Annotated in this window: 13 protein-coding genes and 1 riboswitch; all 13 genes read left to right on the top strand. The window is 51.1% G+C overall.

Annotated elements, in window-relative coordinates:
* Positions 1-28: 28 nt before the first annotated feature.
* Positions 29-499: a DUF1641 domain-containing protein gene (locus CRG97_RS04570; RefSeq protein ID WP_076325876.1), complete on the top strand. Its 471-nt coding sequence runs from the start codon at positions 29-31 to the stop codon at positions 497-499.
* 32 nt (positions 500-531) lie between these two features.
* Complete coding sequence (locus CRG97_RS04575) at positions 532-1,707, top strand: NAD(P)/FAD-dependent oxidoreductase (protein ID WP_076325875.1); 1,176 nt, start codon at positions 532-534, stop codon at positions 1,705-1,707.
* 321 nt (positions 1,708-2,028) lie between these two features.
* Positions 2,029-3,807, top strand: coding sequence for a sensor histidine kinase (locus tag CRG97_RS04580; RefSeq protein WP_098741977.1), 1,779 nt, complete (start codon positions 2,029-2,031; stop codon positions 3,805-3,807).
* A complete protein-coding gene (locus CRG97_RS04585; protein WP_098741960.1) occupies positions 3,782-5,335 on the top strand; it encodes a response regulator transcription factor in 1,554 nt (517 codons plus the stop codon). The genes CRG97_RS04580 and CRG97_RS04585 overlap by 26 nt, the downstream gene beginning before the upstream one ends.
* A 140-nt stretch (positions 5,336-5,475) precedes the next feature.
* Positions 5,476-6,798 (top strand): ABC transporter substrate-binding protein, encoded by a 1,323-nt coding sequence (locus CRG97_RS04590; RefSeq protein WP_098741961.1) that lies wholly within the window; start codon positions 5,476-5,478, stop codon positions 6,796-6,798.
* Between the two features lie 30 nt (positions 6,799-6,828).
* The gene (locus CRG97_RS04595; RefSeq protein ID WP_202618868.1) at positions 6,829-7,779 is read left to right on the top strand and encodes a carbohydrate ABC transporter permease; all 951 of its coding nucleotides are present in this window, start codon (positions 6,829-6,831) and stop codon (positions 7,777-7,779) included.
* Positions 7,780-7,810: 31 nt separating this feature from the next.
* A complete protein-coding gene (locus CRG97_RS04600) occupies positions 7,811-8,644 on the top strand; it encodes a carbohydrate ABC transporter permease (protein ID WP_076325872.1) in 834 nt (277 codons plus the stop codon).
* 395 nt (positions 8,645-9,039) lie between these two features.
* Positions 9,040-10,047, top strand: a complete 1,008-nt coding sequence (locus CRG97_RS04605) for an AAA family ATPase (RefSeq protein ID WP_098741962.1) — start codon at positions 9,040-9,042, stop codon at positions 10,045-10,047.
* Positions 10,044-11,351, top strand: a complete 1,308-nt coding sequence (locus CRG97_RS04610) for a DUF58 domain-containing protein (protein WP_098741963.1) — start codon at positions 10,044-10,046, stop codon at positions 11,349-11,351. The genes CRG97_RS04605 and CRG97_RS04610 overlap by 4 nt, the downstream gene beginning before the upstream one ends.
* Complete coding sequence (locus CRG97_RS04615; RefSeq protein WP_098741964.1) at positions 11,323-13,647, top strand: transglutaminase TgpA family protein; 2,325 nt, start codon at positions 11,323-11,325, stop codon at positions 13,645-13,647. The genes CRG97_RS04610 and CRG97_RS04615 overlap by 29 nt, the downstream gene beginning before the upstream one ends.
* A gap of 78 nt (positions 13,648-13,725) precedes the next feature.
* On the top strand, positions 13,726-15,264 hold the full coding sequence (gene guaA / locus CRG97_RS04620) for a glutamine-hydrolyzing GMP synthase (RefSeq protein WP_098741965.1): 1,539 nt from the start codon (positions 13,726-13,728) through the stop codon (positions 15,262-15,264).
* Positions 15,265-15,516: 252 nt separating this feature from the next.
* Positions 15,517-16,455 carry an NADP-dependent oxidoreductase gene (locus tag CRG97_RS04625; RefSeq protein ID WP_098741966.1) on the top strand — a complete coding sequence of 313 codons (939 nt, stop codon included), beginning with the start codon at positions 15,517-15,519 and terminating at the stop codon, positions 16,453-16,455.
* Positions 16,456-16,732: 277 nt separating this feature from the next.
* A riboswitch (purine riboswitch) is annotated at positions 16,733-16,831 on the top strand.
* 212 nt (positions 16,832-17,043) lie between these two features.
* Complete coding sequence (locus CRG97_RS04630; protein WP_098741967.1) at positions 17,044-18,414, top strand: NCS2 family permease; 1,371 nt, start codon at positions 17,044-17,046, stop codon at positions 18,412-18,414.
* Positions 18,415-19,110 lie beyond the last annotated feature (696 nt).

Here is a 19,110-nt window from a genome sequence, read left to right on the forward strand (position 1 = left end):
TCACTTAAAGAAAAGGAGGCAATTCTTTATGACAGAAACATCTTCTCCACAGCCGTCCGAAACTCCGGAAAATGTTGTAGGAAACCAAGAAGCTGCGGCGTCCAGCCGTCCTGATGTGCTGCTCGAACAACTGCTCAAGCCCGAGGTTCAGGAATCCCTCACAACTCTCGTGGACAATCTTCCAAAACTTGCAGAAATGCTGACCGTCATGACTAAAGCTTATGACTTCGGTAAATCCGTAGCTACGGATCCCGTGCTTGCGGAAGACACTATGGCTTCCCTTAGCGGATTCGCGAAGCCGGTCACGACAGCAGCGAAAAGCGTTGCATCTGCAGCTATCGAAGCCGGAGACCGTGTACACGCTCAAGGCGACCAAGCTCAGATTGGCGTATTTGGTCTGATGAAAATGCTGAAAGATCCTCAGGTTCAAAAGGGTCTTCGCTATGCTCAGGCTTTTTTGGACGTTCTTAACGAGCGCGACCAACAAAACAAGCGTTAATCCATAAATCATACGAAGAACGGAGGATGGTCATGTCTAAACATATTTTAATTTTGGGCGGAGGCTATGGCGGCTTGCTTAGTGCGCTTTCTGCACGCGAGCATTTTGGTGCTGGTGCAAAAATCACGCTGATCAACCGTTTCCCAACCCATCAGATCATTACGGAATTGCACCGTCTGGCAGCAGGCAACATCGCAGAGAAAGCAGTAGCTTTGCCACTCGATAAGCTTCTGCGCGGCGCGAACGTTGACCTGCGCATCGGCAACGTTAAGGAAATCAAGCCGGATGAGCGTTCGGTTTCCCTCGATGACGGCGGAAACTTCACATATGATGCCCTGGTTATCGCACTGGGCAGCGAAACGGCCTTCTTCGGCATTCCAGGACTGCAAGAGAACAGCTTCATCCTGAAGTCCGTGAACGATGCTAACCGTCTGCGTGCTCATGTGGAGTCCCGCATTGCGGAATATAGCAAAACGAAAAACAAAGCGGACGCTACCATCGTTGTTGGCGGCGGCGGCTTGACAGGCGTTGAGCTTGTTGGTGAATATGCCGATATGAAAAGCGAGCTGGCTCGCAAATACGGTATCGATCCACAAGAAATCACGCTTTATTGTGTTGAAGCAGCTCCTTCCATTCTGCCAGGCTTCCCTGCAGAACTGGTTGACCGCGCAACAACAAGCCTGCAAAAACGCGGCGTGAACTTCCTGACCGGATTGCCGATTACCAAAATGGATGGCACTACCGTTGAACTGAAAGACGGCAGCACGATCGAAACCAGCACATTGATATGGACTGGCGGCGTACAGGGTAATTCCGTTGTGGCTAACTGCGGCATCGAAGTCAACCGTGGACGTGCGGTTGTTAACGAATTCCTGCAATCCGCATCCCACCCTGACGTATACGTTGCTGGTGACAGCGCGGTTGTTATGGGACCGGAAGGTCGTCCATACCCGCCAACAGCACAGCTGGCATGGCAAATGGGCGAGCTGATCGGCTACAACATCTTCGCTCAATTGAATGGCGGCGTACCAGCTTCGTTCACACCGGTATTCTCCGGTACGCTCGGCAGCTTGGGACGTAAAGATGCCATCGGTACCATTGGTGCTAACAAGACCCAATTGAAGGGTCTGCCTGCAACCTTGATGAAAGAAGCAAGTAACATGCGTTACCTGTCCCACATCAACGGTTTGTTTACACTGGCTTACTAAGCCTAGAAGGCGGCATTATATTCACATATAAAGAGATGGACCCTGAGTTTTCGGGTCCATCTTTTTTTTATTTCGCAGCCCAAACATAAGCAGATGGACTTAGGGACATCGACATGAAAACATAATACGATGGTTACACCCGGGAGCGAGGAATACCAAGGGATTTCACACGCGTGCTCCAGAGCGGGATGTTAGAGAAGGAGGTAAGGGAGAGACTGAAAGGTGAAAGTCCAAAAGGAAGAAGAAAGAAGGTTAAACAGTTATGTAAGCGCTATCGTAAAAGGTTCGCAGTTTTCATTTTATGAAACGGAGGGAGCATGTATGCGGGGATATCAACGTCTTCATTCCATTGTCATTCAACTTTTTTTGTTTTTTTTCATCGGCACCACACTCCCGGTTCTCATCATGGGTTTCCTGTCGTATCACAAGTCAGCCTCAATCGTGGAGGAGCAGGTCAGTAAAGTGGCTTCCCTCACCATCACCCAAGTTAGTGACAAGCTGAATATGTTCTTCAAGAAACTGGATGACTCCTCGATGATGGTGCTGAACAGCAAAGTGGTTCATGGCATCCTCGAGGATCAGGATATCAGTAAATACGACCTGACGTTGAAGGTGAAGGAGGGAAAGGATCTGTTGACCTCCATCATGATTAATTCGCCGGAGATATTGGACGTGTACGTGTTTGACGTGCAGCGGAACAATTCGGTCCTGAGCGCCGATTCTTTGATGTCCATCCCGGACCAGTGGGATTCTCCTTGGTATCGAGCGATACTCGAGGCTAACGGGCAGGCGGTATGGTTCGGCTTGTCGGATACCTCCTACCTGAAGCAAACGGGAATGGGATTTCCCGTGTTTGGGCTGGGCCGGGCAATCCGGAGCTGGGATACGGGGGAGATCGTCGGGGTGATGTTCATCGAGATTATGGGGGATGCCCTGATTGATGAATTAAACCATGTCCAATTCGGCGACACGGGGTATATGTACGTGGCCAATGACGAGAATCGTTACTTTTACCATCCCGATCCTTCCATGTACGGGAAGCCGTCCCGGATCAAGCTGCCCTCGGGTTTGACGGAATACAACCTGAACAACAACAAAACGCTGATGATCCCTTCGCGCCTGAACAACGGCTGGCATGTGGTGGGCATGGTGCCGCTTAAGGAATTGACGGCCGATTCCGCCAGCATCCGGAGTTTCACGGTCTGGATTGTATTCGGATCGATTCTGGCAGCGATCGGGATCGGTTATTTCATGACGCGGAGGATCGGCAATCCGCTCGTTCATTTAAGCCGCTTGATGCGCAGAAGCGAAGCAGGCGATTTATCGGTCCGCAGCAAGAATGTGGGTCCCAGTGAAATCGGTCAGCTGGGCAGAAGCTTCAACAAAATGATTGAGCAGATCGATCTGCTGATCCGGCGAATCGCCGCGGAGGAATCCGAGAAAAAAAAGGCGGAAATCCGCGCGCTGCGGTATCAGATCAACCCTCATTTTCTCTACAATACGCTGAACTCGATCCGCTGGATGGCCAAGCTGAACCGGACGAATGACGTGGATCGATCGGTTACGGCCCTTGTTCACCTGCTGGAGGGGAGCCTGGAGCGAAATGGGGTGTTCATACGCCTTGGAGATGAACTGGAGCTGCTTCGGAAATATATGATCATCCAGAATTACCGATACGACCATCAAATTGAGCTGAGGATCGACTGCCTCGAGCAAATGGAGGATCTCTATGTTCCCCGGATGCTGCTGCAGCCGATCGTGGAGAATGCGATCTTTCATGGGATCGCCCCGCTTGATGATCCTGGCGTTATCACGATTCGCATAACATCGCACCAGCAGGATGTCATGGTTCGGATCGAGGACAATGGAATCGGCATCAAGCCCGAACGAATAGCGGCACTGCTGTCGTATGAGCAGGATCACTCCAAGCAAGGCATGACCCACATCGGGCTGCGTCATGTTCACCAAACGGTCCAGTTGTATTACGGCAGTCGCTACGGGGTATGGGTAGAAAGCCCGGAAGGCGGAGGAACGCGGGTCACGATAACATTTGCGAGGCAAAGGGGTGACGATTATGTACAGAGTGCTGCTCGTGGATGACGAAGCGATCGCACGTACAGGACTTCGATCGACCTTCGATTGGGAGAAATATGGTTACCGGCTTGTGGGCGAGGCCTCCAATGGACAACGGGCCATGAAATGGATTCTGAACGGGGATCTAGACATTCTGATCACGGATATCGCGATGCCGGTCATGGATGGTTTGGAGCTGACCCGCCGGACAAGGGAGCTTTGTCCTTGGGTGAAGGTGCTGCTGCTCAGCTGTCATAGCGATTTCGAGTTCGTGCGCGAAGGCATCAGGCTTGGCGCATCGGATTATATTCTCAAGCCGACGCTGGATGCGGACTCTTTGGGTGCTGTGCTTAATCACATGCGTTCGAAGCTGGAAGAGGAGAAGCAGATGCAGCGGATTTTGACCGAGCATGAGCAGCAGCAGCGTCTGAATCAGAAGAAGGCCGCGGAAAAAGTCCTCTTTCAGGCGCTGTCCGGTGAGCCCGGTGCGCTCGCAGAGCTGGAAGCATGGAACCATAACGGTCCTTATCTGCTGGCCGTGCTCCAGCTTAATTCTGATCCAGGGGCTGGCGCGGCCGGGGTTCAGCACAAGGATTGGCATGACGAGATCGAGCGATTAATGGGACAGTTATATGACCAGGTGCCGGAGGCGCTGGCAGCTCGGCTGGAGACGGATCGGATCGCAGTCTACGTGCCCCTACGGCATGCAGGAAGGCTGCCAGCTTCAGAGCACGAAGCGGCCATCCGTCTGCCGATCCGGTGCGCGATGGGGCTCAGCAGGAGATATAACGGCATGGATAAGCTGCAAGAAGCGTTTCGAGAAGCTAGCGAGAGCCTGGAAGGCCTCTTCTTTCATAAAGATCAACAGATTCTTCGGGCAGAGGAGCTCCCTCTGACCGAGGCCGATTCGGCTCAGAAGAGGCCGGCCGCCGAGTTGCATGCCCTAAGAGCCGCACTGACCGTCGGGAACATGGATATCAGCGAAGAGCGTCTGCAGTCCATTATGCTGCGCTGGCAGCCCGGAAGGATGAAGAAACGGGCAGTCCTCCGGGAAGCAGAGGAGCTTCTGAGCTTGCTCGCTATGTTTCATCTTCCCGGCTGCCCGCCGTTTCCGCAGATCGGGGAAGTGGGCAAGCTTCGCTCGGTAGAGGAAGTGAAAGAGCTGGTGCTCCAAGGCTTCCATACTTTGCGGGAGGAAGCCATGCGTCACCCCGTACCGGAATCCACGCTGCATGAGCGAATCGTGCTGCAGGCCGTCCAATATATTAAGGCGCACTTCACCGAGCCGATCTCCCTGCAGGAGGTGGCGGACGAGGTGGCCGTAAGCCGCAACTATTTTAGCGAATTGTTTAAGCGCGTCACGGGGCACAACTTCATTGACTATGTGATTGATCTGCGGCTGAAACGGGCCAAGGAGCTGCTTTCCACCACATCGCTACGAGTGTATGAAGTGGCGGATCGTTCCGGATTTAATGACGTGAAATACTTTAGCAAGCTGTTCAAGAAGTTGGTAGGCATGACGCCTGCTGAGTACCAGGGACAGCATCGAAAATAATGGGAATTTCTTAGGATCGGAAAAGAATCCACTTTTTCGGAACATAATCCGTTCAAAAGCTTTTTGCCAAAATTTTATAATTAAAGCGTTTACAAGAGCTTGCCAGCGAGTCCAAATCTGGTTTGAATGGAGGAAATGAAATGACAAGGAAACAGGTGAGAGGGTCATTGCTTGCAATCATTCTTCTACTATCATCCATACTCCAAGCGTGTGGAGGCGGCGGAACATCAGAAGGCGGGGAGCCCGGAAGCGGCGAGAAGGTCAAGATTAAATGGGCGACCTGGGGAAATCCCGGCGAGCTTAGCCGCTTTCAGGAGCTCACGAAGGACTTTAATAAGAATCACTCGGACATTGAGGTCGAATTTATTCCGATTCCGGGCGAGTATGATCAGAAAATATTAACCCAATTAACAGGTGGGACGGCCCCGGATATCTTCTATGCAGGGGACGCCCTGGTCGTGAAACTGATCGAGAATCATAGCATTGAGAATTTGACGCCGTATATGGAAGCAGCGGAAAGCGTGATCAAGAAAGAGGATTATTTCGAAGGCTTGTGGGGCGCAGCCGTGCGGGATGATCAGACCTTCGGGGTACCGGTGGACTGTAACCCGATGGTGCTGTGGTACAACAAGAAGGTGCTGAAGGAAGCAGGGATCACCGAGATGCCGGCCGATCTTCAGGCGAGCGGACAGTGGACCTGGGACAAATTCAAGGAAATGTCGGACAAGATCCGGGACAGCAAAAAGTACGGCTACGTGCTGGATAACTCCTGGAACAGCTACCACAGCTGGGTTACTTCCAACGGCGGCCGGGTGTATGACGACGAAGGGAACTTCGTGGCGGCTTCGGATCCGAAGGCAATGGAGGCGTTCCGCTTCCTGTACGACAACGTGAAATCCAAAAACATCACCTTCTCCGGCACGCTTCCCAAAGGGCAGGGCGGGGATGCCATGTTTATGTCCAACCAAGTTGGATTCGTTGCTGCAGGCCGCTGGTACTTGCCGCTGTTCAAGAAGAATCAAGGACTTGAATATGACGTGGTCACATGGCCAACCAATACCGGCAATAAGATCGAGCCGGCCGGTATCCCGACCGCATACATGGTGATGAACAAGGCATCGAAGAATAAGGAAGCGGCATACACCTTCTTCTCCGAGTACGTGAGTAAAGAGGGTCAACGCTTTCGCCTGCAGGGCGGCGGCAATGCTGTCCCGTCGGTACAGGGAACGGATGAGGTGGTGCTGGAAGGGAATCTGCCGGAGCATGCCCAGTTATTCCTGGACGCGCGTGAGATCGGGTACTCCCTGACTCCGTTCGAGGCCGGCATTCCCGGGCTTAGCCAGGATATTACGTCCAAGTTCGAGGCACTGTGGCTGAAAGATCAGGATCTTGAAAGCTCGATGAAGGACATTCAGGATATGGCCAACAAGAAAATTCAAGATTACAAGAGCGGCAAGAATTGATCCAGCTCTGGGGAGGAACGGTGAGATGAAATGAACACGCAGCCTGCAGGAAGCTCCGGCGCCGCTCCTTCTCCGGAGCGGTTTCCGGAGAGGAGAACGACCTTGAAGAGCAAGACGTCCGACGGTTTATGGGGCTACTTTTTTATCTTTCCCCAGATGATCGGCTTGATCGCTTTTTCATTGGTCCCGCTCATCTCGGCTTTTGTCATCAGCATGATGAACTGGGACGGCATGGGAGCCAAGAAGTTTATCGGTCTCCAAAATTTCGTGTCCCAGCTTCAGGATGAGGAGTTCCACATCGCACTGGTGAACACGGTGTATTACACGATTCTTTCGGTACCGACAGGCATCGTTCTGGCCATGCTGGTGGCGGTAGGCTTAAACCGGGTTCGCGGGAAGATTCTGTACCGGCTGATCTACTTCATGCCGAACATTACGATGTCCGTTGCCGTCGCCGTCGTGTTTATGTGGCTGTTCAACGCCGACTTCGGCCTAATTAACATGTACCTGCAGCAGTGGTTCGGGATAACGGGCCCCTCCTGGCTGACGGATTCCAGGTACGTGATGCCTTCGATTGCCCTGCTGAGCGTCTGGATGGGGCTGGGTGGCAATATGGTGCTGTTCCTTGCCGGGCTTCAGGGCATATCGAGAAGTTATTACGAGGCGGCCGAGATTGACGGTGCCGGCAAATGGCAGCAACTGATCCATATTACGATTCCGCTGCTGTCCCCGACGACCTTTTTCGTAACGATCATGTCCATTATCGGTTCCTTCCAGGTGTTTGACCAGTCGTTTGTCATGACCTCCGGCGGACCGGCGAAGGCCAGCTATACGCTTGTCTATCACATCTATGAGACGGCCTTCGCGGACTTTACCTTTGGCAAGAGCACGGCGTCGGCGGTCATCCTGTTCGTGATGATCCTGTCGCTCACCTTGTTCCAGATGAGGATGTCCAAGCGGTGGGTGCATTACGAAGACTGACGGTCGAACCTTTAGGAAGGAGGGAAAATGAATGATACATCGGGGATTGAGGATGTCCACCGTAGTGCTGCATATCGTGCTGATCATAGGCGCGTGCATGATGGCCTTGCCGTTTGTCTGGATGGTGCTCAGCTCGCTCAAGGATTTGTCGCAAGTATTCGTCGTGCCGCCCAAATGGATTCCGGACCCGTTCATCTGGTCCAATTACAAGGATTCGCTGACGGCGCTGCCTTTCGGGCGCGCGTATTTTAACAGCTTCTACATCAATATGATCGTCGTGGTTTCACAGCTGATTACCTGTTCCATGGCGGCCTATGCGTTTGCCAAAATCACGTTCCCGTTCCGGGAGCCGCTGTTCATTCTGTTTCTGGCTACCATGATGGTGCCGGGACAAGTGACCATCATTCCGCTCTATCTGATCATGAAAAATATCGGATGGCTGGATACGCATCTGGCGATTATCGTTCCTTCGGCACTTCTCAACGCCTTCGGGGTGTTTCTGCTCCGGCAATTCTTCAGAGGCATTCCGAAGGAAATGGAGGAGGCGGCCATCGTGGACGGCGCGAACCGCTGGACGATATACACCCGGATTATGCTGCCTTTAATCAAACCGGCTTTATCGGCACTCGGGATTTTCACCTTCCTCGGGATGTGGAACAACTTCTTTAACCCGTTGATCTTTCTCAGCAGTACAGATAAGTTTACCGTTCCGATGATGCTGAATTTGTACCGGGGCATGTATTCAACGGATTGGACGCTCATGATGGCCGGAGCATCCATTGCGCTGATCCCGGTCCTCATCGTGTATATCATCGGCCAGAAATATATTATTGAAGGCGTTACTTTATCCGGGATTAAGGGATAAGAGGGCTTAAGCAGCCCGTAAGCGGGGTTTCTTGTATGAGGAACCCGCTTACGGGTTATTTGTGTTCTGTAGATAGGGGTCACTGGATTATCCTTGACCGGATTTTGAATTGGAATGATTAAGGCTGTGAATCGTTAATATGATGATCGGACGTGAACGATGAAAGTCAGCATGTAAGTAGAATGAATTGGAGGCCAGCCGTGAGCAACGGGCTGGCCTTTTTCGTGTAGATGCCGATCAGGCTAGGTGGACCGTACGCTATAAATCATGGAGGAAAGACCAATCCTTTTCTAGCAAATGACGTCTATCTTCTTGCTTTCTTGGAAAACCTATTCATAGATTCAAGATTCCAAGTTACCGCTATCTAATAGTCTATGAATATAGGTTGGAGGTTGATGTTCTTGTTTAGTTCATCCGTTCATGCTGAAGAAGCAAATCATCCGGAGTGGGCACCTGAGCTTTTGGAGAGGGTTACCAAACGGATCGGGAGTGTCATTGTCGGACATGAGGAGCAAATCTCGTTAACGATGATGGCCTTACTGGCCGGAGGACATGTGCTGCTGGAGGATGTGCCGGGAGTCGGGAAGACCATGCTGGTGAAGTCGGTGGCTGCGTTAATTGGCTGTGATTTCAGCCGCATTCAGTTTACGTATGATTTGATGCCAGGCGACATTACTGGGGCATCGGTCTATTATCCGCATACGGGGGAATTCGTATTTAGGCCCGGACCCGTGATGTCCAATATTGTGCTGGCCGATGAAATTAACCGGGCATCGCCGCGGGCACAATCCGCGCTGCTGGAGGCGATGGAAGAGGGGCGCGTCACCGTGGACGGCCATACGTATCCGCTGCCAGCCCCCTTCTTCCTGCTGGCAACGCAAAATCCCTATGAATATGAAGGGACAAGCCGTCTGCCGGAGGCGCAGCTGGACCGCTTTTTGATGAGATTATCGCTGGGATATCCCAATATAGAAGGCGAATTGGAGCTGCTGGAGCGGGGGATGGGCAGTTCCAGACTGGACGATCTGAAGCCCCTTATGATGGGATCTGAGCTCATCCGGATGCAGCAGATGGTTTCCCGTGTATTTGTGGATGACACCATAAAACGTTACATGGTCAGTGTGGCCGATGCTTCCCGAAAACAGCAGGGCGTGACCCTGGGGATTAGCCCGAGAGGGACATTGGCGTGGCTTCGCGCTTCACAGGCGACTGCGTTTCTGACAGGACGAATGTATGTCATTCCGGATGACTGCCTGCGTGTTGCCGTACCGGTGCTGACCCACCGGATTCATCTGTCTCATGAGGCACGCGCTGCCGGTGTAACTCCTTATGAAATGGTGGAGTCCATCATTACGAGGTTTGATCTGCCGCGCCAGCGAAGTCGTAAGGGAAATCCGTCATGAGACGCCGTCTGCTGGAATGGTCGAGAGGAGTGGCCATCTGGTCCGTTTCGTTGGGCCTTTATGTTTGGTTAGGCGGGGAATCGCTGCGGCTTGTATGGTGGGCATCCACGATTCTATTGCTTGGCGGGGCTTTGACGAGATTGCTGGGCCCAACCCGAATCACCATATCGCATACAAGCTCTCCTTTGTGCATACAGGCGGGTGATTCTGCTCAGATGACGGTTCAAGTAACCTATCGTTCCCTTCTGCCCGTGCCATGGCTTATCATAACCGACCGGATCGGCAGCAGGGAGTATCGCAAGCTGCTGTTCCCGGGCATGAAGCGAAGGCTCGAGTATACCTACAGACTGAACCAGGTTCCCCGTGGAGTCTGGTCTTCGATCTATAGCGAGGTGGAATGGGGCGATATGTTCGGCTGGTTTAGGATAAGCCGGAGTGTCCAAAGCGATACGGGTGGCATGATCGTGCTGCCAAGGCCGGCCGCGTGGCCGGAGGCCCAGGTGCCCATGCATGGAAGCGATATGGACCTGGAAGATGAACGGGTTCGCTTCAAGGTTTGGAATGAAATGAGAGGATCGGGTGTGCGCGACTATGTTCCCGGTGATCCTATGAACCGGATTCATTGGAAGAATTCCGCGAAGCTCGGACGCCTGCAATCCTTCATGCCGCATGAGGGCTATGGATCAAGGCAGGGAGTTGTACTGGATACATCGCTCCAAGGGTATGCAGGTCTTGGTGCCTTGAAACCGGAGGATGCATTTGAAGACGCGGTATCTGCTGCAGCAGGATTTGTATCCCAGCTCATCCGCTACAAAGTTCCCTATCAACTATGTATGGATGAGGATGGGATGGAGGATCGGCGGATCGAATACAAGGGTGTGTTCAAGGCGCACCAGGATACGTTAGTACCGTTTGCCTCCGTTCAGCTAACCGGGAAGGATCCTATATGGAACCGAAGTTTCGAGAAGTCTCTTTCTTCCTCACAAAAGAATACAGATTGGGCGATTATCACAGGCGTTTTTCATCAGGGAGCGGCTGTTGCAGCGGTCAACCTGCTGAATGCAGGAAGCAGAAAGGTTACCATCTTCTGTACGCAAAGTGTAAATCGCTTGAAACTGGCCGGGAATTCAAGCTCATGGGTTAGTCCAAATAGTCCAATGGAGAATCAGGCGCAGCCGGAGTGGGCACGAGAGTTTTTCAGCAAAGGCGGGAGACTGGTTTATTTGCATGAACAGCCGACAGAAGGGAAGCCAATGCAGATAGGAGGTGTCGGCCATGATCGAACCGGGAAGCTCGCCCGTTAGGGATGGAGGCTATCGGAAGACCGGTTTTTCCGGAGCCTTTAGTGTGCCCCATATTTTCGTCTCCCGATTGTCGCACGGAACGCTTCTTCATCGCATATTGATTACGCTGCCGGTTATGGGACTGCTGTCAGAGTGGCTATTGCCGCTTCGAGATGCAGGGGATATGGGCGGCCATCTTATGCTGGAAACCTTATTCATCTGGGCTTTATTCTTGCTGCTTCAAGGATTGTTTACGCTGCGGGGCTGGGTATGGCTGCCGCTGAACGCCGTTCTGGTGGTCTGGCTGTGTGCCCGATTGTTTGAATATAGTGATCCGCTGGCATGGTTATCCGATTATTCTTCGGCTATACTTCCGGGTGACGTTTCGATATTCGGAAATGCGTGGGAGTTTACTGCCTTAAGCCAGGAGACGAGAACGATCATCCTGCTTGTCGGCTGGGCTATCATGGTGTCCGCGGTCCATATGCTGGCTTTGTATCGCCGAACCGTGTGGTTGTTTGGCGGTTCGACGCTGGTTTATTTGGCGGTGCTCGAATCCGCCATGGAGGAGAGCATATACCGTGATATGCTGCGAGCTGTATTGTATATTTTGCTGGCCCAGGGCATGATGCTGATTCTTAAGCTGAAGCAGGAAACCGTTGAGGGAACCCATAGGGGAGCGGACATTCCTGAGCCTGTTCGATCCGGCCGCTTGTCCGGGCTGCCTGTGCTTCGCTGGAGTATGGTGGTGGTGCTTGCTTCCTGTCTAATCGCCGGAATGACCCGAGTGGGAGGAGCTTTTAGCGAGCCTTCGGCAGGTGTGGGATTAACGGTATCCGAATTAGCGGAACGTCTGACGGGATGGGGGGACAGGCTCCGGGGAAACGCGGAACCGTCGATTCCTGCCTCTCAGGTTGCCGGATACACTTCCCAGGGAAAAGATCTGGGAGGTCCGCTGACGCTGAGCGATGCGATGTATTTTACCGCGCAATCGCCTGAACCGACTTATTGGCGGGGAGAGACGTATACTCGGTATGACGGCCGGAAGTGGGATGCAGATCCTTCCATCCGCAAGCCCGTCAAACTATCCGAAGATCTGAGCGGCATCCTGCCGTATTGGGAGCGTCCTTCTGGAGAGACGATCGTTCAGTCGCTGACTTTTGAACAAGATACCCCCGTCCAATTTTTACTGTCCGGAGGTATTATTACCCGCGTAAAGGAGATGCATTTCTCCAAAGAGAGAGGTACACCGAGGCTTGCCGTTGACAGGCTGTCCGAAACGGTATCCTTGCAAGGTGAGAGGGCGGTATCCGGTTATACCATAGAAACTCTATATAGACAGCCGGAGGAGCAATCGCTCCGCAGGGCTAATGACAACGATCCCGAATATATGAAGGAGATGTACCTGCAGCTTCCTGAGGAGCTGCCCCTGAGGGTGAGGGATTTAGCGCAGAAGATCACATTGGACGCTGTGAACAGGTATGAAAAGGCGAAAGCTATCGAATCCTATTTGGAGCAGAACTATACGTATACGCTGCAAACATCCGTGCCACCGAAGGGCCGGGATTTTACGGATCACTTTTTGTTTGATACGAAGGAAGGGTACTGCGTACATTTTGCTACGACAATGACCGTCCTGCTCCGATCCGAAGGCATCCCCGCACGCTACGTGACCGGGTTTGCACCGGGTGAGCGGGTAGCAGGTACGGTTGATCGTTATGAGGTGGCCCAAAAGAATGCGCATGCATGGGTTGAGGTTTTTTTTCCGGGACAAGGCTGGGTGATGTTTGATCCGACCCCAGGCTTTGGCATCGAGCAGATGTCCACACCTCCGATTGCCGGTGATTCCGGTTCTGCCGGGCTTAAGTACTGGAACAGCATGTGGAATTCCATGCTTTACGGCGTCGTTAAAGTACTCTTTCTGATAGCCGCAATCGGTCCTGTGATGTTTGGGGGCGTTCTTCTATTGGCTCTTCCCATCCTTGTGGCAGTTGTTTATCAAATGCCGACCGTTCGCCAAAGCTTGGCCTTCATGAGGATGGCCAGAACGATAGCGTTAAGCAGGCGGGAGGGGCTCGTATCGGCCTCGGTGTGGGTTTGGGACAAGCTCCAGCGAAGATTTGGAGATGTGGAAAGAGGGCAGACCATGCGTCAATACGTCAATGCTTTGTCGATTGCCGATGTCGAATTCAGGGCGGAGCTGGAGCAGTTTGCGCAGCGCTGGGAGCGGGCGGCATACCATGATAAACCGTGGTCCCGTACCGAAAAAGTACTCTTTTTACGCCAATGTATTCGAATTGTCAAAAAACTGGCATGAAAACAAAAGGCCCTCTTTCTTGACGGTATGAATTCGGGTTGCGTATAATTAATTTCATTAATCAAGGGAGGCCCGGTAATGAATAAGCCTAATGAAATCATCGTCGTTTTGGACTTCGGTGGACAGTACAACCAACTTATAGCACGACGCATTCGCGATCTTGGCGTTTATAGTGAGCTTCTGCCATACAACACGCCCGCTGAGAAAATCAAAGAACTTTCCCCGCGCGGCATTGTTTTCTCAGGAGGTCCTTCCAGCGTGTATTCCGAGAATGCACCGCATGTGGACCCGGCCATCTATGATCTGGGACTGCCGATTTTCGGCATTTGCTACGGCATGCAGCTGATGGCTCAACAGTTGGACGGAAAAGTAGAACGTGCTTCGAAGCGCGAATACGGTAAAGCCGAATTGGAATTTGCTCCGAACTCGACGCTTGTCAAAGGGATTGAGCAAAAACAAACCGTATGGATGAGTCATGGTGATCACGTGGTATCGCTGCCTACCGGCTTTAAGCTGGATGCAGGAACGGAATCCGCTCCGATCGCTGCGATGAGTAACGAGGATAAGAAGCTGTATGGCGTGCAGTTCCATCCGGAAGTTCGTCACTCCGTCCATGGTAACGAAATGATCAAGAATTTCTTGTACGAAGTGTGTGGTTGTGAAGGCAACTGGAGCATGGAGACTTTTATCGAGGACCAGGTTCGCGAAATCCGCGAAGTTGTCGGCGAGCAAAAAGTGCTGTGCGCTCTGAGCGGCGGCGTTGATTCCTCCGTTGTGGCCATGTTGATTCACAAGGCAATCGGCGATCAGCTGACATGCATGTTCATCGATCATGGACTGCTGCGCAAGGGCGAGGCTGAGAGCGTTATGGAAACCTTCGTCGGCAAGTTTGATATGAAGGTCGTTAAGATTGACGCTCAGGAACGCTTTTTGTCCAAGCTGAGAGGCGTAGACGATCCGGAGAAAAAACGGAAAATCATCGGCAACGAGTTCATCTACGTATTCGATGAGGAGTCCAGCAAGTTTGATGATTTTGCATTCTTGGCTCAAGGCACGCTGTATACCGATATCGTGGAGAGCGGTACGGACACGGCACATACGATCAAATCCCACCACAATGTCGGCGGTCTGCCTGAAGACATGAAATTCACGCTGATCGAGCCGCTGAAAGCTCTCTTTAAGGATGAGGTTCGTAAAGTCGGCGAGGAGCTTGGTTTGCCGGATGAGATCGTTCACCGTCAACCTTTCCCTGGTCCGGGTCTTGCGATTCGCGTATTGGGTGAAGTAACGGAGGACAAGCTGCAAATCGTTCGTGATTCCGACTACATCCTGCGCGAAGAAATCGCGAAAGCGGGACTGGATCGCGAGATCTGGCAGTATTTCACGGCGCTTCCGAACATGAAGAGTGTCGGCGTAATGGGTGATGCACGTACGTATTCCTACACCGTAGGCATCCGTGCCGTAACCTCCATTGACGGCATGACAGCGGACTGGGCCCGAATCCCATGGGATATTCTTGAGAAGATCTCCGTCCGTATCGTGAACGAAGTCGAGAACGTCAACCGTATCGTGTATGACGTGACGTCCAAACCGCCAGCAACGATCGAGTGGGAGTAGTTTTTATACTGCTGTACTAAAACAAAAGCCTTCAATCCACATCTGTGGGATTGAAGGCTTTTTTATGTGTGGTTTTACCACACGAACTTTTTCCTGTAATCAATGGACGGATAGATGCCCATGGTTTTATTGTATGCATCTTTTGTGTAATAAGATCAATAATACGTTAAGGTGCAAAAGTTAGGTGCGAGCGTTTAGGAGGTTGAACAAAGTCCTAAAAGGAAGTTGAACCAAGACCGAGGAGGGAAAATAATGAAAGCTATCGTCATCGATCGTTACGGGGGCAAGGAGGAACTACAGGAAAGAGAAGTACCTACCCCTACACCACAAGCGCATCAGGTCTTAGTTAAGGTGGCCGCCACCTCGATAAATCCAATTGACTGGAAGCTCCGTGAAGGCTATTTAAAACAAATGATGGATTGGGAGTTTCCGATTATTTTAGGTTGGGATGTTGCCGGGACAATCTCAGGAATTGGGCACGAGGTAACGGATTGGAAAGTGGGAGACGAAGTGTTTGCCCGTCCGGAAACGACTCATTTTGGCACTTATGCCGAATATACTTTGGTGGATGATCATCTGCTGGCGCGTAAGCCTCCTGCTATGTCATGGGAGGAAGCCGCATCCGTTCCGCTCGCAGGGCTGACTGCTTGGCAGGCGCTTTTTACACATGGTGAACTGACCAAAGGAGAGAAGGTATTGATCCACGCAGGTGCAGGCGGTGTTGGGATGTTCGCTATCCAGTTTGCCAAACAAGCGGGAGCCTACGTTATTACGACCGCCAGTGAGCGTAATCATGAACTGCTGGCCTCACTCGGAGCTGATCAGATAATTGACTATCGCACGACCCCATTTCAAGATGTATTATCGGACGTGGATGTTGTGTTCGATACGATGGGCGGTGACGTTCAGAAGAACAGCTTTAAAGTGTTGAAAAAACACACCGGGCGAATCATATCGATTGTCAGCGATTTTGATGAGGAGCTGGTAAGAGAATACGACGTAACCGCCAAAAATATATGGCTGGATCCCAATGGTCAGCAGCTTCAGGAAATAGCCAACCTGTTGGAGCAAAAAAAAGTAAGATCAGTAGTGGGAGCTACGTTTCCTTTTTCGCAAAAAGGGCTCTACGATGCCCACGCATTAAGTGAGACCCACCATGCCGTCGGTAAAATAGCAATAAGTTTCTCCTAAGGAGCACACGATCCCAATTTCCCCCTGCGTGGGAAACAATTCGGTTTCGACCGCTTCTGCTACCATCGATGAAACACCTCCCGAACGGATTTCTGTGATCATGTGCGCATTATTCCATGATGTATTTTGTCGTATGTAGTTCAGTTGTCCTAGAATCAATAGGTGGCGGAGTATCAATTTCCGAACATTTCTTTAAATTTACAAGCATAATATTCGCTTTTGTTATTGACAAGGTTGGGCTTCTCGTCCTAGAATATGTGTAGAAACTGACATGACAACTACAAATAACGAGCTTTTTCGTATAATCCTGGGAATGGGCCCGGGAGTCTCTACAGGTCACCGTAATGATCTCGCTACGAAAAGAAGAGCGGCAATATAATGATGCGGACTCGTCCAGCATTCGAGATATCGGCCTGTTTATGGAGCGGCGCTCCATAAAGCAGCAGCCGGTTGTTCGATAAGGATGCTGCCCGGCAGCATGCGAAAGATTGTTTTGCGGCTCTTTTTTCAAGCGACGGCCCTGGGGATTTATCCTTAGGGTCTTTTTGTATGTTGCCGGTCATTAATTTTAAGGGGGATATCTCTACAATGGAGCGTTTCTTTAAACTAAAGGAACACGGAACAAATGTAAGAACCGAGATTATCGCAGGCTTGACGACATTTATGACCATGGCTTACATCCTGCTGGTCAACAATCTGTTCCTGGGTCCTGATGGCGCAGGTATTCCGCAGGAAGGCGTATTTTTCGCTACTGCAGTAGGTGCCGGCCTTGTGACGATGGCGATGGGCTTCTTCGTTAACATTCCGGTTGCGTTGGCACCAGGTATGGGTTTGAACGCATATTTCATGACAGTTGTATTAAGCTCGAACGGAGCGATTACTTGGCAGGCCGCACTCGGTGCAGTATTCATCTCCGGTATTGTCTTCATTATTCTTACGGTTACCAAAGTCCGCCAAATGTTGCTGACTGCGGTTCCAAACAATTTAAAGATTGCCATTACGGTCGGTATCGGCTTGTTCATTACCATCGTTGGTCTTAAGCTGGGCAACATCGTGACGGCTTCCATTAACCCAGGAACGGATATTACTCATCCGGTACCAGGCGGTGCCTTCAATCTAGGTCTTGGGAATTTCATTCAGAACAAAGATACGCTGCTTGCAATAATCGGGCTGTTCCTGATCGCCATCCTGATGGTTCTCAAATTGAAGGGCGCTTTGCTTATCGGTATCGTGCTGACAACGCTGATTGGTATTCCAATGGGAGTAACCGATCTGTCAGGTCTGAGTACTGCAAGCTGGATTCCTTCATTTGATAATCTGGCCGTCGGTCAGATGGACTTGAAGGGCGCACTTGGCATGGGTCTTCTAGAAGTTATTTTCATCTTTACATTCGTGGAACTGTTCGATACGTTCGGTACATTGGTTGGTACCGCAGGCCGTGCGGGACTCCTGAAGAACAAAGAGGAAGGCGAGAAGAAGCTTGGTAAAGCGATGCTCGTGGATGCCGGCGGCGTAAGCGCGGGCGCATTCCTTGGAACAAGTACAATCACTGCTTTCGTAGAAAGTACCTCCGGTGTTGCAGAGGGTGGACGTACAGGCTTGACTGCTGTTACTACGGGCATACTCTTTATTCTGGCATTGTTCTTGGCTCCGATTGCTCTGGTTGTTCCTTCGGCTGCTACCGCTCCAGCGCTTGTCATTGTCGGTGTACTGATGATGAGCCAGGTACGGGATATCGACTGGGATGATTTCATGCAGGCATTCCCGGCATTCTTGACTATCATCCTGATGCCTTTCACTGGCGGTATCGCTAACGGTATTTCTGCTGGTATCATTGCTTATGTGGTTCTTGCGGTATTCGGCAAGCTGACTGGACGTACAGACACCAAGGTGCACTGGCTAATGTGGATCCTGTTTGTGATCATCTTGATCCGGTACGCTTTCCTCGGTGCCGAATAGTTTCGGAATTCTATTCTAATGAACAAATAAAGCGAGGGCTTCGGGTATCTATCCGGAGCTTTCGCTTTTTTCATGTCTACAAATGCATGAACGGCTGTTTACTAAGATAACAGGATTTTGGGAAGCTGGGGGCTAAGTTAGTCATATTATTATAGAAAGGTTCCGTCATCGAGTAGACATGTCATCAAGAGCAGGAGCGAAAAAGGGTTCAGTTTCTTTTCTATTTCATTATGGGACTGTAATTGACATCTGCTCATTACGAACACATGTGTATATCCGATAAGAATGTGGGTTTTATTGTAGGGGTGTCACAGCCTATACTATATTCAGTGGTCTTTATATTAGATAGAGAGCAATTCTATGAAAAAAACTTTTAAAAAAAGACTTGTATTCTAGTTCCGCCCATGGTATATTATATTTCCGGCCAAGAAATACGGTCGAAACAAACGCTTGAGACAACAAGCCAAAATGAATTTGAAAAATAAATTCAAAAAAGGCTTGCGATGATCGAGCGGATGTGATAAGATATAAGAGTTGCTAACGAGATGAATTGTTAGCGGCGAACGAAGAAGTTGATCTTTGAAAACTGAACAACGAGTGAGTAAAACGGACCACTTCGGTGGAACGGTGAAATAGAGAATTGAACAAATTCTCGTCAGTTAAGAAATGAGCAAGTCAAACACTTTATTGGAGAGT

Source organism: Paenibacillus sp. EZ-K15 (assembly GCF_002573715.1).
Classification (GTDB): Bacteria; Bacillota; Bacilli; order Paenibacillales; family Paenibacillaceae; genus Paenibacillus_AQ.